Consider the following 26686-nt stretch of genomic DNA (forward strand, 5'->3'; position numbering starts at 1 on the left):
TTTTGCTGCTCAACGGCTTGTTACTGGTGGTTAAAGTAAAAAATCCGACACTGTTAAATGTCGGATCTCTTTATTTTTCTTTGTTAGGACATATTTTTGGCTATATTTCTTACTATATATAGCCGTGTTATCCCTTAATTAAATGCAATGCTTAGTGTGATAAGGAGGAAGCTGGCATTCCACCTAATTGTCCTGCTGACATTTGTGGCATTATTGGCGTTTGTTGATCAACTTGTGCTCTAGCCGCTGCCGCTGTTAAAGCGCCAACTGATTTATTTCGTGCTCTCACCATAGGAGCCGGGATGATACGACCCTTTATTTTCGGTTCAGGTGCAAAGTTAGCCGCCGATTTACCCAAGAGGCGAGTATGGATACAAGATCTAATTTCTTCTAATGTGTAATTGGCTTTTACTTTAATACGAAGGTGTGGAATTGAAGCGGCTTCTAAACTACCACTCACAAACCAGTCTTTTTTAATTTTATAACCTCGGCCCTGCGTATCGACTAAATCAATCGCGCCAAGTAGTTTCATAGTGCTACGATCACAAATAACAAAATCTAAGTATTTGGTTTCAGCACTTTTTGCTGCCGTTTGACTGGCTCGACTTGAGACTCCATTGCGTATCGTTACCACATCACTGAGCCTGACGCGATTCAGCACACGGTATTTCGCACCTAATGCTTGTTCAACAAGATTTTGGAAGTTTTTTTCTGCGGGTGTAAAAATTGCTTTTTTACTATCAAAAGGAAAAGGAAAGCTATTGTCATTTAAACGACTTGCTAACACGGCAACAATTACCACTAAGGTAATCAAGGTAAATAATATCAGTTCCATACATTTCTCCAGCGATTCAAATTCTTGACGCTTTCTCTCTATTAGAGAATAAACGTACTACTTAACCTTGATTAAGCAAAATTTGTGCCGAAGATCGATGTTTAGAAAGGTTTATTAAGATATGATTTTGAATAATACTTATTTAAGAAATAGATGCAGCGTCAAATACTGCACCTATATAGTAGTATTAATTTAGGCAGGGTATTTTTCTTCTAACGCTTGGTATAATTGCTGCTGAAAATCTTCTGCACCAGTATCTAAAGTAGTAACTAGCTTTGCTAATACTTCATTATCTTCTTCACCGTGCCACTCTTTAATATAACTACCCTCTTTATAACCGTGGTCTTGGCGGAAAAAGTTTAGTGTATTTTTACCTACATATTGTCTGAATAATTCATCTAGATCCATATTCATTAACGACATGCAGTCAGCTAAAGCTTTGGCATCAAAAGCTCTACTTGTAACAGCAGCCGATGCTAAGTTTTCTAGCGCTATTTTAAAGTCACTTTCTGCCGTACCTTGGTGTAATTCTTTTGAAAGTTCACTGGCAATTAATTCGGCACTATCACCAGACATTAAACGTAAACTCAAACCAAAGTGAAAAATATCAACGAGTTCTAATTGCACTTGAGCGATGTCAATTTCTTGGTGTTTCCACCATTTCCAACCATGATGGTCTAACATCTCAGCACATTCTACCCAAATTGCACGATACCATTCATAGCCATTTTCACGCCAAGTGTCACTAACACGACTGTTCATCGCATCTTGCATGACCAGCATTTGGCTAATTTGTTTCTCGGCTATAGAGAGTGCAGTTGATAGTTTTTCGCTCATGTATTTCTCAAATAATAATGTTAGTACTGTTATTTTGCCGTAGCTGATAGCTTGTGACAAGTATTATACTAAACGGATTAACTTATTGACCAAGTTAGCGCTACATCAGCTCGAAAGGTATTAGCTGTTTCTTTTGCTTTAAGAGTGGCTTTATGACTATATTAGGTAGGTAAAACTCTTCTCCCTCTGCTTATTGTTACCATATCACCAAGTAAACGAGTTAGCTCAAGGAAAGTTCTATGAAGTATTTAGACAATAACCTACTACTTAACTCCGTCATTGATCTCATTGATGATTTGATTTTTTATAAAGATAAACACTTCAGATATATTGGCTGTAATACTGCTTTCCTCAACTTTGTCGGCAAAAAAGCTGAGGACCTTATAGGCAAGGATGATTTTGAAATATTTGATCATGACTTGGCTTGCCTATTCAGAAAGCACGACAAACTCATGCTAGCTGAAGGTAGTGTCAGATCCAATGAAGAATGGGTTGTCTATCCTAATAACAACAAAGTTTATCTGTTAACCAAAAAAATTCCTTTTGTTTATGATGGTATTAACACCGGAATTTTAGGCATTAGTCGTGATATCACTTCGTTAGAGAAAGCCAACCAACAATTAAAGCAACAAACATTATTGGATGAACTTACACAGATAAAAAACAGAAAAGCATATAACCTTAAAATTAAATCTTTACTCGCTGTTTTTGAGCGTTACCAAACCCCTTTCTCAATTATCAGCATAGATATTGATGATTTTAAAAATATTAATGACAACTTTGGTCATGATGTTGGCGATACGGTATTACGGAGTTTTGGTGCGCTTATCGAGAAAAATATTCGAGAAACTGACCATCTATTTAGAATTGGCGGTGAAGAATTTGTCATTTTATCAGAGTCAAAAACTAAAGTTGATGCGATTCAGTTAGCCGAAAAATTAAGAAAAATTGTGGCTTTTAATACTATTCTTACCGATATTAATATCACCATCAGTTTAGGTATTTGTGAAGTAACTACTGGTGATGGTCCCAACTCTATAGCTAAGCGAGTTGATAATTTACTTTATGAAGCGAAGTCCCATGGAAAAAATAAAGTGACTTATCATTCAGTAACATAAAATTTCAATTTATAGTTCAAATTCATGGGCAGACCTTACTGTTTGATATGCTCACTTTAACTGAACAGTTTTTTCCTTACCATAGCGCGATAAGCTTTCGGCGTTAAATGTAAGTCTTTCTTAAATAATCGAGTTAAATGTCCTTGATCTTGATAACCCACCTGATCTGCTATTTCTTGAATAGTTAAATTACTTGATGCCAATAGTTCTTTTGCTGTTTCTATTCTTAACTGCTGCCAGTATTGTGTCGCACGAACGCCCGTTGCCGCTTTGAACCGGCGGGTAAATGAGCGTTGACTCATACCAAATTGCTTAGCAATTTCTGTCAGGGTTAATTCAGTATTTAAATTTGTCCGTAGCCAAAATTGAATTTCAGCAATCAATTCATCCGCATGCCTATCACCCGATCCCTCCAAATAACGTTGTTCCTCATAAGGCTTGCGTATTTCATGGGAGAAATTTCGTTCTACATTTTGTGCCGCTTCTTTACCGTAATGCTGAGCGATTAGGTGAACAATAATGTCTGCCAATGCATTTAAGCTAGCTGCACAATAAATACGTTCAGATTGCGTAATAAAGAAATCGGGCTTTAAATCAACTTGTGGATAGTCTCGCTTAAATTGCTCAACATAATGCCAATGCGTGGTTGCTGAGTGATTATCTAATAAACCTGACTCTGCCAAAAAGCACACCCCAGTGCCAACACCAATTAAAGTACTTCCTTGCTGCCAGCAATGCTTTAACCAAGCAACTAATTTTTCATGACTTTTAAGTACGGGGCGAGGATTACGCCACAAACTGGGCACAATAATAATATCAGGTGGGGTTGATTTAACTAATAATTCACTATCAAGGGTGATATCGGCAACCATGGTAATGCCTGCACGTGACTTTATTTTAACTGACGATTCACTTAAAAATTGCGTGTCTAGTTTTAATACTGATTTATCATAACGCCTAGCAAAAGCCTCACCAGCGAGTAACATCTCTATGGGTAAAGTAACTCCCGTGGCTAATACATGCGGATAAATAACTAAATTTACCGTTAACTTATTTGTTAGATAATCTATTTTTATCCGCTTATTAGGCATCATTCCTTTCCTTTTCGTTATTTTTGGCCATTATTGCATACTACAAGGCCATTTTGGCTTATTATTATTTTGAGGAGTCATTAGAATAGACACTATCAAACGCAATACGACTATTTTGCATTTATTCAAATTCTTTAAGTGGATTATTACATGACACGTTTACCTTTAATTATTGGCATGGGCGGTATTAATGCTTCAGGCCGTACCTCATTTCATCAAGGCTTCCGACGTATAGTAATCGATAAATTAACTGCTCAAGCACGCCAAGAAACATTTGTCGGATTAGCAAGCTTAATGAAAATTGTCACAAAAAAAGATGGTGCTTTAGTTGATGGTGACGGTAACCTTGTTTTAGCTGAAGAGATCGAAAGCAAGTTTGGGCAAAAAATTCTTGCTGGTACCCTAATTCGTAAAATTGAAAAAAACCATTTTGATCCTGATGCGACTCACTGGCATCAAAAAATGAATGTCACGCCTACAGATAAGCCTATAGCGTTTGAATTACGTGCTAAAGAATTACCTCAACCGGTACCAAGTTCATGGTTGGTTACTGACTTAGGTGCAGGTAGAGTTTCTGTCGAAATTCCTGAGCAACTAACAATTACTCACGATTCGTACCGTGATAATCCGATTAAAGCCGCGGGTCAATTTCCTACAGGATTCGATCCTACTGAGCTTTACAAAAGTCGAAACCATCCGCGCGGTTTGCAAGTAACAATCTTTGCGGCGACAGATGCTATTCGCTCTACCGGATTAGAATGGGATGCTATTCTAGATAAAATTAGTCCCGATGAAGTTGGTACCTACTCAGCTTCAATAGCAGGACAAATGCATGATGAAGGCTTTGGTGGCTTAGTTAAAAGCCGTTTAACCGGTTCTCGTGTCAGCTCTAAGCAATTAGCGCTGGGACTTAATACTATGTCTACCGATTTTATCAATGCTTATGTTACTGGCAATGTTGGTACTACTTTTACTAGCTCAGGTGCTTGTGCAACATTTTTGTATAACCTACGTGCCGCAACACATGATATGGCCGCTGGCCGAACACGTATCGCTATTGTTGGTAGTAGTGAAGCGCCTATTACGCCAGAGATGATTGAAGGCTTTGGCAACATGAGTGCATTAGCCAACGAAGAAGGGCTAAAAAAACTTGATGGTACTGATACTGCTGATCATCGTCGAACTAGCCGTCCATTTGGTCAGAACTGTGGTTTTACTATGGGTGAAGGCGCACAGTTTGTTGTCTTGATGGATGATGCGCTTGCCTTAGAGATGGGCGCAAAAGTACTCGGCTCTGTTGCCGACGTTTTCATTAACGCTGACGGTTACAAAAAATCAATTACCGCACCAGGACCTGGTAACTATATTACCATGGCCAAATCCGTTGCTTTAGCAGAGCAAGTTTTAGGTAAAGAAGCATTACAAGAACGTAGCTTTATTTTGGCGCACGGTTCTAGTACCCCACAAAATCGCGTTACTGAGTCATTAATTTATCATAAAGTTGCAGAGTGTTTTAACATTGAAAATTGGCCGGTTGCTGCACCTAAAGCGTATATTGGTCACACCTTAGGCCCTGCAAGTGGCGATCAAATGGCAATGGCATTAGGTATTTTTAGTGATAATATTATGCCCGGTATTACCACTATTGATGAAGTTGCTGAAGACGTTCATAACGAACACCTTAATATTGCTACAGATCATTGGCACTGCCCTGATATGGATATCGCTTTTATCAATTCAAAAGGCTTTGGTGGCAATAATGCAACCGCGACTGTTTTTTCTCCAAAAGTAAGTTTATCAATGATGGAGAAACGTTATGGTGCAGAGGCAATGGCAACTTACCAACAGAAGTTAATTGAAGTAGAACAAGCCCAGCAAGTGTATCGTGATAACGCTAATGATGGTCAGTTTGATTTAATTTACAAATTTGGTGAAGGTCTGATCGATGAAGCCAATATTGAATTAACTAACGATAGTTTACGCTTCACTGAATTCAAAAATAGCATCGCACTACCTAGCAAAAACCCTTTTGATGATATGGTTTAACCTTATCTATACCCGTTCCACTTGAAGATGCATGATTCAACTGGAATTAGAAACGCCTTGAAGCAAGGCATTGATAGAAGATATATTGTCAAAATCAATAACGCAACTTAAAGTGTTTCTAAACCATCCCCTTGGGGAAGACTGAGCATCTTCAAGTGGAGCGGGTATAATGGTGATAACTTGCTAAAATGGCAAGCTAACACCTGATATGTTCCTGCTCTTCCTAAAGTACAAAATCGAGTCACTTCTCCTCCTATTATAGTTTTCCTAAACAAAGATAAGGCAAAATATGACTCGGCTTCGCATCATTTTAATCACTTTACTGTCACTATCAGCCTTTGCTGCTAATTCGCTCATCACTCGTTTTGCTTTAGAAAAAACGGCTATTGATGAAGCTAGCTTCATTATGCTTCGAGTTGTCTCAGGAGCACTCTTCTTGTGGTTATTTTTAGCGATCAAAAAAGGTAAAAAAATAGCACAAGGGGGGACATGGTTTGCTGCTTTTGCTTTGTTTATTTATGCCGTCAGTTTTACCTATGGTTACGGATTGATTGCAGCTGGCACAGGTGCCCTATTACTCTTTGGATCAGTACAAATTACCATGACCGTTGCAGGTTACCGTGAAGGAGAACGACTGAACGTAATACAGCTAGTCGGCTTTGTTTTAGCAATTGTTGGGCTAGTCATTTTGATGCTACCGGGTATAAGTGCACCTTCCTTTATGGGAGCATTTTTGATGTGTATCTCAGGGATCGCTTGGAGTATTTACACGCTACAAGGCAGAGGAGCAAGTAGTCCTGCAGCTAGCACTGCCGGTAACTTCATAAAAGCTGCCCCTATGGCAACACTGTTATGGCTCATAGTTTACCTGTTTACAAACAACACTATCGACTTAGCAAACACTGGTGTTATTTATGCATTGCTATCCGGTATTGTCACTTCTGGTATCGGGTATATTATTTGGTATAGTGTGTTGCCTGAGCTTAAAGCCACTCAAGCCGCGATTGTGCAATTAAGTGTTCCGCTATTAGTCACTTTAGCTGGGGCTCTACTACTAAATGAAGTCATTACATTACGTGTCATATTCGCTTCAATTACCATATTAATTGGCACCATTCTAGTACTGACTTTCAAGCGTAGGCATTAATATCCTCTTTAACAGTACATACCATCTACACAACGTCATAATACTGAATAATTAGAATGACTCAAAAAATTTAATCAAAATAAGGAAAATCTTAACATCTTTAATTTATTACCCAGCCATACCCAGCTATCTCCAACAGTGAACCTTCAATAAACAACCTTCAGCACCCCTGTCCAAACTGTATTTTATTTTGATAACCAATTGAAAACGGCATTATATTCAAAATAATTCTAAGCTAATAGCATTATATTCTTAAGCTGTATTTATATTATACAGTGGCTTTTCACATCACCCACAACGAGCGTTTTTACTGAACTTTCGTTTCCCAACATACTTTTTCAGTTCGTTTTTTATTCTATTTGTAAAGACTCCACATCAAATAATTGTAGATAATATACAATATAACGTATATAAGTGTGTCCGTCGTGTGGGGTTATTCGCTTAATAAATCCCCGCTGCTGACAGGTAAAAATACAAGGGAAGCTAAGTCAGCTTAAAGGACACAACAAAACAATAATAATATAAAACAACAATAAAATAGGTAAAACCAAATGATTACATCAAGCTTAAAGGCACGTAAATCTCTCGCTGCTATTGCCGTAGGTACCGCACTAATACTTACTGCCCCTAGCGCATTGGCTATCGACACAGGTACGGTTAAAGGCCATATCATCAGTAATGAAGGCACTGTCCTCAGCAATGCCACCATCACCTTAAAACATAAAACCAAAGGTTTAGTATTCACGGTTAAAACCAACGATAAAGGTAATTACTCACTGCGTAATGTTCCCGTGGGTGACTATAATATTACCATCACAAAAGATGGCTATAACGGCGCAGAAGAACCTAATATCAGCTTGAGAATTGGTCAACCTGTTATTATAGATAGTCAATTACTGTCAAGCTCTGCGACAGCGCAAGAGATTGAACGCATTGATATTCTCGGTAGTAGTATTCGTCGTGTAGATTTAGCTTCTTCAACTTCAGGTGTTACCTTCAATCAGGAAGAGCTTGATAGAATGCCAGTAGATAATGGTTTTGAAAATATTGCTTTATTAGCCCCCGGTACCTCTTCTGCAGGTGGTTCAAATTTTAAGGGTGCTTCTAGCTTTGGAGGTTCATCTTCTGCGGAAAATGCCTATTACTTAAACGGTCTTAATATCACTAATATTAAAACAGGTTTAGGCGCGTTATCCCTACCATGGGAAGCTATTTCGCAGACACAAGTTAAAACAGGTGGTGTAAGCCCTGAATTTGGTGGTGCCTTGGGTGGTATTGTTAATGCCGTATCAAAGTCTGGTGATAATGAATTTAAATTTGGCGGACAAATACGTATTGATCCCTCTTCAATGCGCGCAAGCCAAGACACTGTTTACCTTGCCAACGGCAATGTTTCTAGTGATGGAGCTACTGGACAAGATAGTTACCAATTTACCGAAGCAAGACTTTGGGTAAGTGGTGCCATTATCGAAGATTCACTCTTCTTCTATGGTTTATATGAGCCACGTAAAGAAGATGAAACATACTCAACACAAACCGTAACGACAGATCGTGTACGAGAATCAGACCGCTGGTTTGCAAAAGCAGATTGGTTTGTTAACGAAAATCACTCTTTTGGCTTTATGGCGATGAATAATAAACGCACATGGACCAAAAAAAATTACGCCTATGACTCGCAAGCCAATACTGTTGGTGAAAAACTGGGTGTGAACTCACCCGGTGAAGATGGCGGTCAATTATATAGCATTAATTATAACGGTTACTTAACGGATAACTTTAGTGTAAACGCAGTGATTGGTCGTGTGGTTGAAGAAGTTAATACTATTCCTGGTTCAGCAGCACCAAGTGTCTGGGATGCAACTGACGGCTGGGTTAAATTAAGTAACGACACAGACAGCACTTTGAAAAACGAAGAATACACTCGTGATCAAGCGCGTATCGATTTCAGCTTAGATCTTGAAGAACATGCGATTAGTTTTGGTGTTGATTATACCAATGTCGCTGTTGATTATTTAGAGTTTCCTAATGGTGAAGGTGACGCTGCTGCTTGGTGGACAGTATATACTGCCGGCGATGGCAGTGTTTCTGGTGCGCCAGCAGGTGATACCTATATTGAAAAGCGTGTCCGTAATAGATTTACTGATTCTGATGTGAGTCAACTAGCCTTTTATGTAAACGACTCATGGCAAGCAACTGATAATTTAGTATTAAACATGGGTGTACGTTATACCCAATCTGAAAATACCATGAATAGTGGTGAAGCTTATGTTGATTTTGATAGTCAAATAGCACCGCGCTTACAAGCCATCTATGACTTATCTGGTGATGGAAGTTCAAAAGTTTATGCCACTTATGGCCGTTTCTTTCAGCCAGTATCAGCTAACATGAACATTACTCAGGGTAGTTCTGCAACAGACGTACGTGATTATTACCGCACAGACCAACTAGACAACGATGGTTATCCCGCTTTACTGGCTGACGGTTCTCCTAGCCATGGCTCCGCATATCGTGAGACAGATATTCGTCAAGACAGCACCAACTTAGCCGCTGGTGGTATTGCTTCTACCACATTAGAGCCAATGTACTCAGATGAAGTCACCCTAGGCTTTCAGCAAGAAGTCTTTGATACCATGACTTTTGGTACACGCGTTATTTGGCGTGAACTTGGCCGTGGTGTAGAAGATAGTGATATCCAATCACCGTTGAATAAGAAATTGGCTCAACTTGGTTATAATGATGTCGGTGGTACATGGTTCTTACACAACCCGGGTGAAAGCTTAACGATTGAACAAGATTTTGATGGTAATCCTGATAATGGCGTTGAAGCAGTAACTTTATCTGCTGAGGAAATGATGTTGCCTAAGATGGAACGTCATTATGCTGCAATGGAATTCACCCTTGATGGTTCGATCACGGATAGCTTCCGCATTAACTCTTCTTACACTTACTCTAAAAACTGGGGTAATACAGAAGGTCTAGTTAAAACAGATAATAACCAAGCAGATCCAGGTTGGACAACTTCGTACGATTACGGAGATGTTATGGACCACGGCTATGGCTTGTTACCAAACGATCACACCCATGTATTTAAATTTAACGGTAGTTACGACATTACTGAAAACTTAATTTTTGGTTTCGTTTCGAGTATCAGTTCTGGTCGTCCACAAAGTTACCTTGGCCGTCATCCAACAGGCGTAGATAGCTGTGCTGCTGGTAATGTATGGGAAGCGTGTTATGGCAATTCTGGTCATGAGAGCTTTTACGATGAAAACGAACAACCGGCTAAGCGTGGTTCAAAAGGTAACCTTGATTGGGTTACTAATGTCGATTTATCATTAACTTATATTACCGAAGTAATGGATGGTGATTTATCATTCAAAGCGACCGTTTATAACGTATTTGATAGCGATTCAGCGACCAATATTAATGAAACCAGAACCTCCCTAAATGATGACGGAAACTTAGTTAAAAATGCTGATTACGGAAGTATTACTGATCGTCAAACAGAACGTTATGTATCATTTGTTGCCCGTTACGAGTTTTAATAGTTACTGTTTAAGCAGCTAATATTTAGCTGCAGCTAAGATTCAAGCCGCTCTTTAAGAGCGGTTTTTTTATTGCGAAACTTTAAGCATCATGTGTACTTTCCTTACCTAGTCAAAGCTAACCGATAAAGCTGTACATAAAACCAGTAAACGCACTATACTTAAGCCTTTGTTGTTAATCACTAACACTTGGATATGGCTTGAAACTCTATATTGCCGAAAAACCGAGTTTAGGTCGCGCTATTGCTGCCGCATTACCTAAGCCACAAAAAAACCATAAAACACATATTGAGCTCGCTAACGGTGATGTGGTCAGTTGGTGTATCGGACACATTTTGGCGCAAGCAGATCCTGAAGACTATGATGCCGAATTAAAAAAATGGCGCATGGAAAGTTTGCCTATAGTGCCGCAGCAATGGCAATTAAAACCCATTGCTCGAACTCGCTCACAACTCACTGTCTTAAGAAAATTGGTGAAACAAGCCGATGAAATTATTCACGCAGGCGATCCCGACAGAGAAGGTCAATTACTCGTTGATGAAGTGATTGATTACTTTAAATTATCCAAAACAAAAAAAGCTAACATTAAACGTCTGCTGATCAGCGATTTAAACTTACCTGCCGTTAAGCGAGCCCTTACGTCACTAAAACCTAATAGTGATTTTATGCCGTTATCTATTTCTGCTTTAGCACGTTCACGCGCTGATTGGCTTTATGGTATTAACCTTACCCGTGCATATACATTGCAAGGGCAAAAAACCGGTTACAACTCGGTATTGTCCGTAGGTCGTGTGCAAACACCTTTGTTAGGTTTAGTGGTTAGACGTGAGCAAGAAATTTCAGAATTTGTCAGTAAACCATTCTTCCAAGTTCAGGCTCATATTGCACTAAGTTCAAAGGACGCCGTCGCTTTTACAGCAAAATGGCAACCAAGTGAAAACTGTCAACCATATTGCGATGAAGAAGGTCGAGTTTTGGTAAAAGCATTAGCAGAGAATGTCGTTAAACGCATTGCTAACCAACCCGCAACAATCAGTAATATTGACAGTAACGAAAAACAACAAGCCGCCCCATTACCCTTTAATTTATCGCAATTACAAATTAGTGCTGCTAAGCAGTTTTCTATGAATGCCAAGCTTGTGCTTGATGTTTGTCAGGCTTTATATGAAAGACATAAACTGATTACTTACCCACGTTCAGATTGTCGGTATTTGCCTAAAGAGCAACTAAAGCAAGCAAGTGGCATTGTTAATACACTCGCCAACTCATCATTACCTTGTAATAAACCCGCTCAAGGGGCAAATACTTCTTTTGTGAGTAAAGCATGGAACGATAAAAAAATAACCGCCCATCATGCAATTATCCCTACCGAGAAATCACCTGAGAACATCAATTTAAATACCTTTGAAAAAAATGTCTATTTACTGATTGTACGTCAATATTTAGTACAGTTTTATCCTGCCTATATTTTTCAGCAAACCAAAGTGGAATTATTAATTGCTGGCGGGAATTTTATGAGCCAAGCAAAAACAGAAAAACAACTGGGCTGGCAAGTCTTATTCCCAAAAAGTAATAAAACGAATAACCAAAGCAAGTTAGAACATGGGCAAGAACAAGAGCAAACATTGCCCCCTTTAACAAAAGGGCAACTATTACATTGCCAACAAGGCGAATTAATAGAAAAACACACGTCACCGCCGCAATCTTTTACTGATGCAACGCTGCTCGGTGCCATGACCGGTATTTCCCGTTACGTCAATGATGCGGCCATTAAAAAAGTACTGAAAGAAACCGATGGTCTGGGTACAGACGCTACTCGCGCCGGCATTATAGATTTACTTTTTAAACGCGGGTTTTTACAACGTCAAGGCAAAGCGATTACTGCAACGAAGGTTGGTGTTGCGTTAATCACCGCCCTGCCCACCATGGCTACTTTGCCAGATATGACAGCACAATGGGAAGCAACACTCACAGCAATCAGTGAGAAAAATGCCAACTATCTAAGCTTTATGCAACCTTTAACAGTTATAGTCAATGAGATGGTACAAGGTGCCAGTCAGCAATCTTTTTCTGGTTTACCTAAGGTTGCTTTTAAGCCTAAACGCGGCAAACGAACATTTCAGAAGAAAGCGGTAAAAAAAGCAAGTTAGCGCCAAGCTACTTGTTTGAAGGTAAACTATACAAAGGTAATTAATCTCAAATATCTTTAAGAGGTAGAAGTTGATTAGTCTTTTTCTAAGGCGAATTTAGGCGTCAACAGCTCGGCTGTTACAAGTGAATTTAACGCTGAAGTAAGTTGGACTTAACGTAAACTATTTTTTAATGCGCCAAGTAATGCCATATAAATTGGATCACAAAACTCAGTAACCGCCTTTTCATTATCTGAAGTGAAACTAGAGCTCCATTCAACCAACACACCCGTGCTACTTTCAGACAAATTAACCATACCTAAATAGTTATCTACCGCTGACTTAGCAATAGCATCTGGCCCATCATCAATAGAATAAGTAAAAGTATAATTACTGGAATCTAGTGATACTAAGGTTTCGTGAATAGCATCATTTAAAATGCGCTTAGCGCCTACTTCAGTACCACTAGCAGGGCCTACTTTAACTAAAGAGGTGATCACCCCTTTCGCCCACGACATATCATGAAAGTTGCCTATTTGTTGCCAAACTGCTTCGATTGACGCGTCAATGACTATATTGTTGTAACATCTACCCATGAGTAGCACCTGATTGTAGAACATAAAATATACAGTTAAGTTTATGCCATCACAGTAAAATTGCCAAATAACAGGAAACTGATAATACACAACTCAACGTGTCTATACTCAATCCACATAAAGATGAGGTTTCAGCTGGCAATAGAAACGCCTTTAGACAAGGCATTGATAGCGTTCCATTGTTTAAAGGAATAACGCAACAGAAAGTGCCTTTCGGGGGATGTCTGAGGAAATCAAACTCTTCAAGTGGCTTGGGTAGATAATCTATGGTCCTCATTATCCCCAAGCAAACACTTTTCTATCGTCTCAGATTGTAATATCATCGAAAATATTCTGAGTAAAAAGCAAAGAGAGCAAGATGATTATTCTGCAAAACGCCATGGAAAAAAGTAACTTATATAAAGTCGATGAATTTGGCGTGAAAAATTACAACTATGGCATATTAGCAATACTTTCCTTCGTCCTATTTGCATTTATTAATATCAGCTTAGGTTATGTCACCTTTGTAGCAGAAACCGCCGTAGAGGGATCACCCGTAAAGAATTATGCTGATGCTTTTTGGCTGATGCTGATGTCATCAACCACCATCGGCTTTGGTGATGTCTATCCAATTACGTTAGAGGGTCGTATTGCTGTTTTTACTATGTTCATTTTAGGTGTCGGCATATTAGGTGGTGTAGGCGCTGTTTTTGCCAATAAGATTTTTGGCTTTGCTGATACCAATATAAAAAATCGAGAACTTAGACAGCAAAATGAAGAAATCTTGTTACAAAATGATAAGATTTATCAAAAATTAACCGCATTAGAAGATAAGCTAGAAGCGTTTAATAGAGAGACGAAATAATAGATCGAGCTTGAATAACTAGCTCAATATCAAGTTTCCCTTTGAAGATAATACTTTAGCCAAACGTTTAAGTGTACTTGTTCAAGATTAACAACCTCAAATAGCGCTGTTATTAGAGCCTTTCTTAAGCAATATTTAGTCATGTCATCGTCAGGTAAAACCGCAGCCTAATGCCCGTATCAAGGTAACAAATGATGTTTTACTATCTTCCTTAGCGCAACTGATGTATAACAGCGCAATGAAAATTCCAAAGCGACTATTGCCTCTCGTAGAAGAAGGCTTAATTGATGAAGTGCTCAACCAATTAATGAGCGGTAAAGAGGCCACTGTTTACCGAGTTCGTTGCGGCGATGAAATTCGCTGCGCGAAAGTCTATAAAGAAGCCACTAAACGTAGCTTTAAAAAAGCATCACAATACACTGAAGGTCGAAAAGGCCGCAGTAGTCGACGTGCTAGAGCAATGGAGAAAGGCTCTAAGTACGGTAAAAGCCAACAAGAAACCGCTTGGCAAAATGCTGAGGTTGATGCCTTATATACCCTTGCAGAACACGATGTACGTGTCCCACAGCCTTATGGCTGTTTTGACGGCGTATTATTGATGGAACTGATCACTGACGAGCAAGGTGATGTTGCACCTCGACTTAATGATGTTGTTATGCCAGCAGAACAAGCGATAGAAGATCACGCCTTAATGATGATTTATATCATGCGCATGTTATGTGCAGGCATAGTACATGGTGATCTATCTGAATTTAATGTCTTGGTAGATGCTTATGGCCCCGTTGTTATCGACTTGCCTCAAGCAGTTGATGCCTCAGCCAATAATAATGCCAAAGCAATGTTACTGCGTGATGTCAACAATATCACTACATATTACGCCCAATTCGCCCCGAACTTAGCATTAACCAGATTTGGCGAAGAGATGTGGGCACTGTATGAAGCAGGTGAATTAAGCGATACTACTAAATTGACAGGCCTATTTGCAGAAGACACTCAAAGCGCCGATGTTGAGACGATATTAGCTGAAATTCAAGCGGCTTTTGAGCAAGAGCAGGACCGACTTGCCTATCTCAAAGAAGCTGCTGAGCAAGATTAATTTAAGGCACTTTTTCCTATAGCCCTATTTTAAATAATTACTAAAATAAAAAAGGCACATTAACCTAAGTTAATGTGCCTTTTTTGTTATTACTTCTTAGTATATTTCTCTAACCATTTAAAAACTTCGTCATACCAAACCACTAAGTTATCAGGTTTACGAATATGGTGATCTTCATCTGGAAACATCACTAAACGACTATCAATGCCTTTACGCTGCAAGGTGGTAAATGCCCCTAAACTTTGTGCGTAAGGGACACGGTAATCTAATTCACCTTGAATCACTAACATAGGTGTTTGCCAGTTATTAACATAAGCAGATGGATTGAATTTAGTGTAATCAGGGCTTACTTTGCCTTTAGCACTACCATTTTCTTTGCCCCATGAAGGACCGCCCATATCATACTCTGGGAACCATAACTCTTCAGTAGATTGATAAAAACTTGGCATATCATATAAACCTGCGTGATTGATCAAACACTTAAAGCGAGTAGGCCAATTTCCGGCTATCCAGTTCATCATGTAACCACCGTAAGAAGCACCTAAAGCACAAGCATTATCACCATCTAACCAAGGCTGCTCTTTGACGATAAAATCTAACCCTTTCTGTAAATCTTCTAATGGTTTACCACCCCAGTCACGACTTATTGAATGGGTAAATTCTTGTCCATAACCCGTAGAACCGTGGAAGTCGACCATAACGACACCATAACCCTGCGCTGCCCATAATTGGGCATTCCAACGATAATGGAACATATTGCCAAAACTACCTTGAGGACCACCGTGTACTAAAAAAGCGATAGGGTATTTTTTACCTGCTTCAAAGTTAGCTGGCTTTAACCAATAACCGTGCACGGTTTCATCATTCCAACCTTTGAAGTTAAATTGTTGGTAATCAGCAAACTTTACGTCGCCCAGCTTATCTTTATTGATGTGAGTTAATTGCGTTAAGTCATCACCATGGTTATCAATGGAAAAAATATCTTGCGGTGAATTTAACGTATGGCGAGTAAAGTAAATTGTATTACCGTGGCTTGAGATATCACCATTACTACCAACATTAGAAATGCTACGCACTTCATCAAACTCAGGAGTAATAGAAAAAATACTTTTTTGGCCAACATCTTGCGCCACCACATAGACAGAATTGTTATCTGGTGCGAAAGCTAAGCTACTAATTGAACGATCCCAATCAGCAGCAACTGCGCGGATTTTTCCTGTTCTGTTATCACGTAACTGTAGGGTAAACTTATCTGCTTCATAGCCTGCTATTTTCATGGCTTTATAAGCAAGATATCTACCGTTGGGTGAATAAACAGGACTTGAATCCCAGGCGTTATTCTTTTCGGTAATATTCTTTAGATTAAAAGCTGTTTGCCCTTTTGCAAGAGACACTTCAAAAATATCAAAGTTAGTGCTCCAAGCATGATCTTTGGCTGCGGCTTTACTTGAGGAGTCTTTCGCTGAAAAGGCTAAAGATGTTGCATCAGGGTGAATACTTACTTGGCTAATACCTGCAAAATCACTTACCCAATTTGGCATAATATCTTGCGCATGCTTAAGCTGACCGTTTTTATCGGCATGAGCAATAAATAAATGTTCTTTATACTCTGTTGCCCATGCATCCCAATGGCGAACCATTAATTGGTCATAGGCACGAATATTATATTTTTTCTCTTCATCCGCTTTCTTTGCTTCAACGGTGCAGGTTAACGTTTCACAGCCTGGCTTAACGGTAAAGGACAAAGCGAACACTTGGCCATTTTTAGATAATTTAAAGCCGTTAACTTCTACCGGAAAATCTGATATTTGCTTAGCTGTCTGATCTTGTAAATCCTGCTGCCAAATTTGGCTACTACCATTACGCGAAGAGAGGAAATACAAAGATTTTCCATCATCAGCCCAGACAACATTACTTTCAGCTTTCTCATGCTCAGTAAGTTGTGTAATTTGGCCCGTTTTAATATTTTGTTTATATAAGTGATTGTCTTTAGAGCTACTGCCTTTTTTCAAACCATAAACCAGTACATCACCTTGAGGAGATAAAGTGACATCATGCAGTTGGTTTAATTCATTAAGTTTTTCAACAGTGAACACTTCAGACACTGAGTCTGCTGCTTTGACCGAAGTTACCGCCGTCATTAATGAAAGCGCTGCAAAGCTAAGTAATTTTTTCATAAGAGTCTCGAATAATTGTCAACTCAGCAAGAATATACAATCCGCATACGTTACACAATTACTTACCTGTATAGCTTTAATTTTAGCACAGTAAAATTCGACTACGACGTACACAGTTTTTTACGTTCGCGCATAAATATGATGTTAATGAAGACTGAAAGACTCGCGCAATGTTAGCAAATATTTGGAGGTCATCAGTTAGACGTTTAAATAATATACAGCTATGATTAAAGCGCTTCATGGAAGTAGGCCATCTCTTGATAGTGATGTTTGCGATCTGTAGTAAATGAGTATGGTTCATATACAACAATCAATATTAATGGATTTATTATGCTTAAAAAAATGTTTCTAGTAATCTTACTATTACTCTTTTGCCAAGGTTTTGTGTACGCTACAAAACTACCAACAAGAATATCCTATATTACCATTCCTGTCGTAACGCCCGCACAAAGCTGGCAGGTATCTGCACAATTACGCGTGCCAAGAAATTCAGATTCCGCAATACCCGCAGTCGTTATTTTGCATAGTTCTGCAGGTGTTGATAGTACAGGGGCTTTCTATGCCCGCGCACTCAATCATAGCGGTATTGCGACCTTAGAACTTGATTTATGGGGTGCACGTGACTTAGCTGGAGGAAGCGAGAATAGACCTGAGTCACCACAAGAAACCTTACCTGATGTTTTTGCCGCTCTCGCTTATTTAGCTCAGCATCCCAACATAGATAAAGATCGCATTGGTGTTATTGGCTTTTCTTGGGGAGGTATTTTATCTATGCTAACCGCAACAGAGCAATACATGTCGATGACTGGTTTACCCTACCGTTTTGCTGGGCATGTAGCTCACTACCCTCTTTGCTGGTTATTTAATTTTGCACCTGGTTTTGAGTTTGATAACTTTACCGGTGCACCCGTTCTCATTCAAACCGGCGCCAAAGATGATTATGATTTACCCGAAACCTGCCCCGCATTAGTAGATAATCTATCTGAACACGATCAATCATTTGTGAAGGTTAAAGTTTACAAAAGAGCTTTTCATGCATGGGATCGATTAGAGCCTAAATGGATCGTTGACGACCCCTTTTCACATTTAGGCCAAGGTGGGTTAGTAACATTAGCACCTAACATACGCGTTGCTTATAAATCTCGATATCGGGTAATAAAGTTTTTCACTGGGTTATTTAATTTACAAAAGAGTAAATATAATGAACATGATAATAATGAATAGTATTACCGTTAATGAGGTAACCGGGTCATAAATACAAACAGCCCGATGTTATGTTTAATAACTCGGGCTGTTTCAGTACGTATTCAAGTATAAATTAAGTTAGCTACTTGTTTGCTTGTTTCGCTTTTTTATCATTTTTCTCTTGGCGGCGTTCTTCAATAATATTTTGAATATCTCCACCTATGTGACTTTCACCACGCTCTTCAGCTAAAGAGATTTGACGTTGACGTTCAGCATAACGGCTACGTTGTTGTTCAGACACTTTATCATGACAACGGTGACAGCTTACGCCTTTAACATAATGCTCACTTTCTTTTTCTACGTCAGTTAACGGAAAACGACAGGCAAAACATTGATCGTATTGACCTTGCTCTAGTTCATGATTAACGGCAACACGACCATCAAAAACAAAACACTCACCTTCCCACATAGTCTCAGTACTTGGCACTTCTTCAAGGTACTTTAAGATGCCACCTTCAAGGTGATAAACCTCTTCAAAACCTTGTTCTTTTAGGTATGCCGTAGATTTTTCACAACGAATACCACCAGTACAATACATGGCAACTTTCTTGTGTTTATTCTTATCTAGGTTCTTTGCAACATAATCAGGGAATTCACGGAACGTTTCGGTGTTCGGATTAATAGCATTTTTAAAGGTACCAATCTCAATTTCATAATCGTTACGGGTATCAACTAAGACCACCTCTGGATCAGAAATTAAAGCATTCCAATCTTTTGGTTTCACGTAAGTGCCAACCACTTGGTTAGGATCAATACCTTCAATACCCATAGTGACGATTTCTTTTTTCAATTTCACTTTAGTACGATGAAATGGGTTTTCTTCACTATAAGATTCTTTATGAGAAATATTATCTAAACCGGGTTGCTCACCTAAAAAAGCAAGTACTGTATCAATACCCGTTTGCGGACCTGCAATAGTACCGTTGATACCTTCAGCAGCCAATAATAGGGTGCCTTTGACGTCAACACTGGCCATTTTATTTGATAATGGCTCACGTAATGCTTCATATGCGTCTAAACGCACGAATTTATATAATGCACAAATAGTGATAGTTGACGCTGTTTGTATTGTCGCAGGCGTCGATAACTGTTTTTCTGATGAACTCATGGTCTCTCCATTGAGCTAACTGGAACGTAAATCCAGAGCTGTAGATTAAATTTTTAAAATCAATAATAAACGTAACTTATTACTTCCCAAATAAAGTATTAGAAAATGTACTTAATAAATCACCTAAGCCACGTTTTAGGGAGGCGTATTCTAGCAGAATTATTTAACAATAAACATAGCGCACAAAGTAGACGATATATAGCGCAACTATATTAAGATAAGAACAGATAGGAATAACATTAAGCGCAAAAAAAACGCCACCTTGCATCAGCAAGGTGGCGTTTATCAGTTAAATTTATTCGCTTTCTCAACGCTAACAAATTCAAGAACAAGAAAGAAGCACGGAGCCTATGACTATAGGTGAGTACTTCTAACGCTGTTATTGAGCTTGTTAGCTAAGAGCTGGCAATAAATTAGGCTTCTACTTGTAAAATTACAGTATCTGCTTTTGACGTGTATTCTTCCATCTTATCAAAGTTCAAGTAACGATAAGTATCAGCAGCAGTAGCATCAATTTGAGAGGCATACTCCATGTATTCAGCCACACTTGGGAGTTTACCTAAGATAGCACCAACACCCGCAAGTTCTGCTGACGTTAAGTAAACGTTTGCGCCAGTACCTAAACGGTTAGGGAAGTTACGTGTTGAAGTAGACAACACCGTCGTATTATCACCTACACGTGCTTGGTTACCCATACACAGTGAACAACCCGGAGTTTCTACACGAGCGCCGGCTTTACCATAAATGTTGAAGTAACCTTCATCTTTAAGTTGTGCACTATCCATTTTTGTCGGTGGTGTAACCCACATACGTGTTGGTAATGAGCCACCAAATTTTTCGATAAGCTTACCAGCTGCACGGAAGTGACCAATGTTAGTCATACATGAACCGATAAATACTTCATCAACTTCAACACCAGCAACGTCTGATAATAATCGTGCATCATCAGGATCGTTAGGACAACAAACGATAGGTTCTTTGATTTCATTTAAATCAATTTCAATAACATGAGCATATTCAGCATCGCTGTCAGCAGACATTAATGAAGGATTAGCTAACCATTCTTCCATGCCTTTAATACGACGAGTAATAGTGCGAACGTCACCGTAACCTTCAGCAATCATCCACTTAAGCATAACAATGTTAGACGTTAAGTACTCTGCAACAGCGTCTTCTTCAAGTTTGATTGAACAACCTGCAGCTGAACGTTCAGCTGATGCGTCAGATAATTCAAATGCTTGCTCAACGGTTAAACCTTTAAGACCTTCAATCTCTAATACACGTCCAGAGAATTCGTTTACTTTACCTGCTTTTTCAACCGTTAATAAACCATTTTTAATTGCTGTATAAGGAATAGCATGTACTAGGTCGCGTAATGTAATACCCGGCTGCATTTCACCTTTAAAACGAACTAGAACTGACTCAGGCATATCTAAAGGCATTGTGCCTGTAGCAGCAGCAAAAGCAATTAAACCAGAACCCGCAGGGAATGAAATACCTAATGGGAAACGTGTATGAGAATCACCACCTGTACCTACAGTATCAGGTAACAACATACGGTTTAACCAAGAGTGGATTACACCATCGCCCACACGAAGTGAAACACCGCCACGATTCATCATGAAATCAGGCAAGGTGTGATGGGTAATAACATCGACAGGCTTAGGGTATGCAGATGTATGGCAGAATGACTGCATAGTTAAATCAGCAGAAAAGCCTAAACAGGCTAAATCTTTTAATTCATCACGTGTCATAGGACCTGTTGTATCTTGAGAGCCTACAGTTGTCATTTTAGGTTCACAGTATTGACCAGCGCGAACACCTTCAATACCACAAGCTTTACCCACCATTTTCTGAGCAAGGGTAAAGCCTTTACCTGTATCAGTAACAGCAACTTGTTTAGCGAATAAATCAGCTTCAGGTAAACCTAATGCTTCACGAGCACGACCAGTTAAACCACGACCGATGATTAATGGAATACGACCACCAGCACGAACTTCATCTAATAATACCGGGCTAAGTGTAAATTCTGAAATAACGTCACCAGCAGCGTTTTTAACAACACCTTCGTATGGGTAAATGTCGATAATATCGCCCATATTCATTTTTTGTACGTCTAATTCAATGGGTAATGCGCCTGAATCTTCCAAAGTGTTATAGAAAATAGGAGCGATTTTTCCTCCTAAACAGACACCGCCACCACGTTTGTTTGGAATACAAGGAATATCATCACCCATGTACCATAAAACAGAGTTAGCTGCAGATTTACGTGAAGAACCCGTACCAACAACATCACCAACATATGCTAGTGGGATACCGTCTTTTTGTAATTCTTCAATTTGAGAGATAGGACCAACAACTCCATCTTCTTCAGGGGTAATACCGTCACGTCCAATCTTAAGCATTGCTTTAGCATGTAATGGAACATCAGGACGAGACCATGCATCAGGAGCAGGAGATAAATCATCGGTGTTCGTTTCACCAGTAACTTTAAATACTTTAACCGTGATTTTTTTAGCCACTTCTTTTCTAGAAGTAAACCAAGAACCATCAGCCCATGATTGCATTACTGATTTAGCTGCAGCATTACCTGCTTCAGCTTTTTCTTGCACATCATGGAAAGCGTCGAACATTAATAAGGTATTTGATAAACCGTGTGAAGCCGCTGAAGATAGTGCTTCATTGTCTAAAAGGTCAATCATCGGCTGAATGTTATAACCACCTAACATGGTGCCTAATAATTCAGTGGCTTTCTCAGCACTTAATATTGATGAAGTCGCTTCACCTTTAGTCACTGCAGCTAAAAAACCTGCTTTAACGTAAGCCGCATCATCAACACCTGCGGGTACACGATTTGATAATAAATCAATTAAAAAATCTCCTTCACCGACCGGAGGGTTTTTAACTAATTCGACTAATGCTGCTGTTTGTTCAGCGTCTAAAGCTTTAGGTACAAGACCTTCAGTTGCACGTTCTGCTACGTGGTTACGATATTCTTGAAGCATGATATTCACCTTCTTATTGGAGACACTAATCACTTTAGGGATGACTCGATTAATATAGAGCCAATTTAGGACAAAGTTTTTAAGTATCTAAGATTAAAACAGGATTGAAAATTCGTCTTAATAATACAATATTGTCGACACTTTTTGTTACTTACAACTAGTTACGATGGTTATTATAAACATTCACAAAAAATATAATCATTACACTTCAAAGGTATACGAAACTTATTATTTTTGTTTGTACGACTATAATACTAGTAAATCATTCGTTATTTTAAAAATTGTCGGAAATATCTCGATTTCACTTAAGATTCTATTATGCAAAATAGTTAACCATTAGGCCTGTTAAGATGGCTGCATGATTATAGTTATAGTATAGGGGATAAGATGGTTTTCAGCGATTAGACGGACTTTACATCTGCCAAAATAATCGTATTTTAGTCGCGAACTTGCAGGGATATAGGGGACTTTAGTATTTATACCAAATCCATTAAGGTATTTCCCACTCAGCGAGAATTAAAAGGCTTAGAGGAAAGGCATTGATTGAAGAGAATGGTTATTCAGGAGAATATGCTCCTGCATTCTATAATAAGCTGCATCCATGCAGCGTCCTTGTCAAAATCAATAACGATGTATATAAGCCTTTACCTTTTATTAGGTACTCGCCCTTGGGAGCTTGTCAGAAAAGCAACAACTGCACAAATTTGTTAGATGTAGAATGACTATACCAGCACAAATTTTATTTGTTCTAACTTCTCTGGCATAGCTCTGAGGTGGGAATAAATTTAATGGAATTGGTATTAACATCACCTTGAAAGAGAATTTCCAGTGTAACCAACAATCCAATATAAGTCACATAACTATATTATCTAGTTGTCATTACCGTTATGAATAGTGCTTATTTAAGCAAATGATTAGTAGTTAGCAGAAAATCAGGTAAAATAGGCGCAAAAATTTGTCCTTGCTAATAATGACAATATTATTAGCCATATTATAGCTAGAGAGAGTATCAGATGAGCTTATATTCAGAGTACATTAAAGAAATAGAAAGTCGTAAAACCGATCTAGGATTGGCACCTTTGCCAATTGATTCTGCCGATTTATTATCTGAGATTATAGCTCAGATTAAAGACTCAGCTAATGCGCATCGCGAAGAGTCTCTTAACTTTTTCATTTATAACACTTTGCCAGGTACAACAAGTGCTGCAGGTGTAAAAGCAACTTTCCTAAAAGAAATCATCCTAGCTGAATCTGTCGTAGCAGAAATTACACCTACATTCGCTTTTGAATTGTTATCTCATATGAAAGGCGGTCCTTCAATTGAGGTACTTCTTGATTTAGCATTATCTGATGACGCAGCAGTAGCAAAAGAAGCGGCTGAAGTATTAAAGACTCAAGTGTTTTTATATGACGCAGATACAGCGCGTCTTGAAGCAGCCTTTAAAGCTGGCAACGCGCTTGCGAAAGAAATTTTAGAAAGTTACGCACAAGCTGAATTTTTCACAAAATTACCAAATGTTGAAGAAAAAGTTGAAGTAGTGACTTATATTGCTGGTGAAGGTGATATATCAACGGATTTACTTTCTCCAGGTCATCAAGCCCATTCTCGTGCTGACCGTGAATTGCATGGCCAATGCATGAGCACACCAGAAGCTCAAGCAGAAATACTAGCATTACAAGTTAAGCATCCTAATGCGAAAGTGATGTTAATTGCTGAAAAAGGCACTATGGGTGTTGGTTCATCTCGTATGTCGGGTGTTAACAACGTTGCACTATTGGCAGGTAAAAAAGCAAGCCCATACGTACCGTTTATTAACATTGCACCGGTAGTTGCTGGTACTAATGGTATTTCTCCAATCTTCTTAACAACCGTTGATGTAACTGGCGGTATTGGTCTTGACCTTAAAAACTGGGTTAAGAAAGTAGATGCAAATGGCAACGCAGTTGTAGATGCAAATGGTGATGCAGTTTTAGAAGAAGCTTACTCAGTAGCAACTGGTACTGTGTTAACTATTGATACCAAAGCGAAGAAATTATACAACGGTGACAAAGAGCTTGCGGATATATCTTCAGCCTTTACACCACAGAAAGTAGAATTCATGAAAGCAGGCGGTTCTTACGCGGTAACATTTGGTAAGAAATTACAAACGTTCGCAGCTGAAACACTTGGCCTAGCAACACCACCTGTATACGCAACTTCAAAAGAAATTTCACATGAAGGTCAAGGTTTAACGGCCGTTGAAAAAATCTTTAATAACAACGCTGTTGGTGTAACGTCTGAAACACCATTACATGCAGGCTCAGATGTTCGCGTTAAAGTGAACATTGTTGGCTCTCAAGACACGACAGGTCCTATGACATGTCAAGAACTTGAAGCGATGGCAGCATCTACTATTTCTCCACTAGTAGACGGTGCATACCAATCAGGTTGTCATACAGCGTCAGTTTGGGATAGCAAAGCTAAAGCTAACATTCCTAAGCTTATGGCATTCATGAATAAGTTCGGTCTTATTACTGCACGTGACCCGAAAGGCGTTTACCATGCAATGACTGATGTTATTCATAAAGTACTAAACGATATCACAGTAGACGATCGCGCAATCATCATTGGTGGTGACTCGCATACTCGTATGTCTAAAGGTGTAGCCTTTGGTGCTGACTCGGGTACAGTAGCAATCGCGCTAGCCACAGGTGAATCTGCTATGCCAATCCCTGAGTCTGTAAAAGTTACTTTTAAAGGTAACATGCAAGGCCACATGGATTTCCGTGATGTAGTTCACGCAACTCAAGCCCAAATGCTTAAGCAATTTGGTGGTGAGAACGTATTCCAAGGCCGTATCATTGAAGTGCACATTGGTACTTTATTAGCTGACCAAGCATTCACATTTACTGATTGGTCTGCAGAAATGAAGGCTAAAGCGTCTATCTGTATTTCTGAAGATGAAACGTTAATTCAATCACTTGAGCTTGCTAAGAGCCGTATCCAAATCATGATCAACAAGGGTATGGAAAACGAAGCGAAAACCCTTAACGGTTTAATCGCATTAGCTGACAAACGCATCGAAGGCATTAAATCAGGTGAAACTCCTGCATTAGCACCAGATGATAACGCTACATACTACGCAGAAGTTGTGATTGATTTAGATGTTATCGACCAGCCAATGATTGCTGATCCAGATGTTAACAACGAAGATGCATCTAAGCGTTACACCCATGATGTTATTCGCCCTGTTTCATACTACGCTGATAAATCAGTTGATTTAGGTTTTGTTGGGTCTTGTATGGTTCACAAGGGTGATATGCAAATCATCGCTCAAATGTTCCGTAATATGGAAGCACAAGGTAACAAGATAGAATTTAAAGCACCATTAGTTGTTGCACCACCAACTTACAATATTGTTGATGAACTTAAAGCTGAAGGTGATTGGGATATTTTACAAAAATATTCAGGTTTTGAATTTGACGATGCTGTACCTAAAAATGCTGCTCGTACTAAATACGAAAACATCATGTACCTTGAACGCCCAGGCTGTAACTTGTGTATGGGTAACCAAGAGAAAGCTGAACCTGGTGATACTGTTATTGCAACGTCAACGCGTTTATTCCAAGGTCGTGTTGTAGCTGATACTGCTGAGAAAAAAGGCGAATCACTACTTGGCTCTACACCGTTAGTGGTACTTTCAACTATGCTTGGTCGTTTCCCTTCAATCGAAGAGTACAAGTCTGCTGTAGAAGGTATCGATTTAACTCGATTCGCTCCTCCTACGCATGAAATGACTACTAAGTATACTGCTCAAGCAGTACCGGTTAAAGTGGTATAATAGATAGATAGTTAGTGGGTAGAACGTCTACTTTAATAACTAAATA

Annotated in this window: 16 protein-coding genes; 9 read left to right on the forward strand and 7 right to left on the reverse strand. The window is 39.1% G+C overall.

The window, feature by feature from the left end:
* Positions 1-151 precede the first annotated feature (151 nt).
* Together CPS_RS21535 and CPS_RS21540 are read right to left on the reverse strand one after the other, a co-directional pair.
* Positions 152-835 (reverse strand): DUF2726 domain-containing protein, encoded by a 684-nt coding sequence (locus tag CPS_RS21535; protein ID WP_011045504.1) that lies wholly within the window; start codon positions 833-835, stop codon positions 152-154.
* A 192-nt stretch (positions 836-1027) separates the two neighbouring features.
* Entirely contained in the window at positions 1028-1672 is a 645-nt protein-coding gene (locus CPS_RS21540) for a dUTP diphosphatase (protein WP_011045505.1), read from the reverse strand.
* A 239-nt stretch (positions 1673-1911) separates the two neighbouring features.
* Between CPS_RS21540 and CPS_RS21545 the strand changes: the two genes are divergently transcribed.
* Positions 1912-2790, forward strand: a complete 879-nt coding sequence (locus CPS_RS21545) for a GGDEF domain-containing protein (RefSeq protein WP_011045506.1) — start codon at positions 1912-1914, stop codon at positions 2788-2790.
* Between the two features lie 56 nt (positions 2791-2846).
* Here the strand turns inward: CPS_RS21545 and CPS_RS21550 are convergent, their stop codons facing one another.
* The gene (locus CPS_RS21550) at positions 2847-3881 is read right to left on the reverse strand and encodes a GlxA family transcriptional regulator (RefSeq protein WP_011045507.1); all 1035 of its coding nucleotides are present in this window, start codon (positions 3879-3881) and stop codon (positions 2847-2849) included.
* Positions 3882-4031: 150 nt separating this feature from the next.
* Here CPS_RS21550 and CPS_RS21555 point away from each other — a divergent pair, with 150 nt between their 5' ends.
* The 4 genes from CPS_RS21555 to CPS_RS21570 all read left to right on the forward strand — a co-directional run bounded on the left by CPS_RS21555 (position 4032) and on the right by CPS_RS21570 (position 12769).
* A complete protein-coding gene (locus CPS_RS21555; RefSeq protein ID WP_011045508.1) occupies positions 4032-5927 on the forward strand; it encodes a beta-ketoacyl synthase in 1896 nt (631 codons plus the stop codon).
* A 289-nt stretch (positions 5928-6216) separates the two neighbouring features.
* Positions 6217-7074: a DMT family transporter gene (locus CPS_RS21560; protein WP_011045509.1), complete on the forward strand. Its 858-nt coding sequence runs from the start codon at positions 6217-6219 to the stop codon at positions 7072-7074.
* Between the two features lie 551 nt (positions 7075-7625).
* On the forward strand, positions 7626-10619 hold the full coding sequence (locus CPS_RS21565; protein WP_011045510.1) for a TonB-dependent receptor: 2994 nt from the start codon (positions 7626-7628) through the stop codon (positions 10617-10619).
* A 200-nt stretch (positions 10620-10819) separates the two neighbouring features.
* Entirely contained in the window at positions 10820-12769 is a 1950-nt protein-coding gene (locus CPS_RS21570) for a DNA topoisomerase III (protein ID WP_011045511.1), read from the forward strand.
* A gap of 152 nt (positions 12770-12921) precedes the next feature.
* On the opposite strand, the gene CPS_RS21575 is transcribed toward CPS_RS21570, so the two are convergent.
* Complete coding sequence (locus CPS_RS21575; RefSeq protein ID WP_011045512.1) at positions 12922-13344, reverse strand: SRPBCC family protein; 423 nt, start codon at positions 13342-13344, stop codon at positions 12922-12924.
* A gap of 358 nt (positions 13345-13702) precedes the next feature.
* Between CPS_RS21575 and CPS_RS21580 the strand changes: the two genes are divergently transcribed.
* Together CPS_RS21580 and CPS_RS21585 are read left to right on the forward strand one after the other, a co-directional pair.
* Positions 13703-14188 (forward strand): potassium channel family protein, encoded by a 486-nt coding sequence (locus CPS_RS21580; RefSeq protein WP_101157898.1) that lies wholly within the window; start codon positions 13703-13705, stop codon positions 14186-14188.
* Positions 14189-14426: 238 nt separating this feature from the next.
* Entirely contained in the window at positions 14427-15284 is an 858-nt protein-coding gene (locus CPS_RS21585; protein ID WP_011045514.1) for a PA4780 family RIO1-like protein kinase, read from the forward strand.
* 89 nt (positions 15285-15373) lie between these two features.
* On the opposite strand, the gene CPS_RS21590 is transcribed toward CPS_RS21585, so the two are convergent.
* Complete coding sequence (locus CPS_RS21590; RefSeq protein WP_011045515.1) at positions 15374-17461, reverse strand: S9 family peptidase; 2088 nt, start codon at positions 17459-17461, stop codon at positions 15374-15376.
* A gap of 330 nt (positions 17462-17791) precedes the next feature.
* Here CPS_RS21590 and CPS_RS21595 point away from each other — a divergent pair, with 330 nt between their 5' ends.
* Positions 17792-18685, forward strand: coding sequence for a dienelactone hydrolase family protein (locus CPS_RS21595; RefSeq protein ID WP_011045516.1), 894 nt, complete (start codon positions 17792-17794; stop codon positions 18683-18685).
* A gap of 103 nt (positions 18686-18788) precedes the next feature.
* Here the strand turns inward: CPS_RS21595 and CPS_RS21600 are convergent, their stop codons facing one another.
* Complete coding sequence (locus CPS_RS21600) at positions 18789-19814, reverse strand: rhodanese-related sulfurtransferase (RefSeq protein ID WP_011045517.1); 1026 nt, start codon at positions 19812-19814, stop codon at positions 18789-18791.
* A 413-nt stretch (positions 19815-20227) separates the two neighbouring features.
* Positions 20228-22819: a bifunctional aconitate hydratase 2/2-methylisocitrate dehydratase gene (gene acnB / locus CPS_RS21605; RefSeq protein WP_011045519.1), complete on the reverse strand. Its 2592-nt coding sequence runs from the start codon at positions 22817-22819 to the stop codon at positions 20228-20230.
* 1013 nt (positions 22820-23832) lie between these two features.
* On the opposite strand from acnB, the gene CPS_RS21610 reads away from it, so the two are divergent.
* Entirely contained in the window at positions 23833-26640 is a 2808-nt protein-coding gene (locus CPS_RS21610) for a bifunctional aconitate hydratase 2/2-methylisocitrate dehydratase (protein ID WP_011045521.1), read from the forward strand.
* Positions 26641-26686 lie beyond the last annotated feature (46 nt).

It is taken from the genome of Colwellia psychrerythraea 34H (genome assembly GCF_000012325.1).
Lineage (GTDB): Bacteria > Pseudomonadota > Gammaproteobacteria > Enterobacterales > Alteromonadaceae > Colwellia > Colwellia psychrerythraea_A.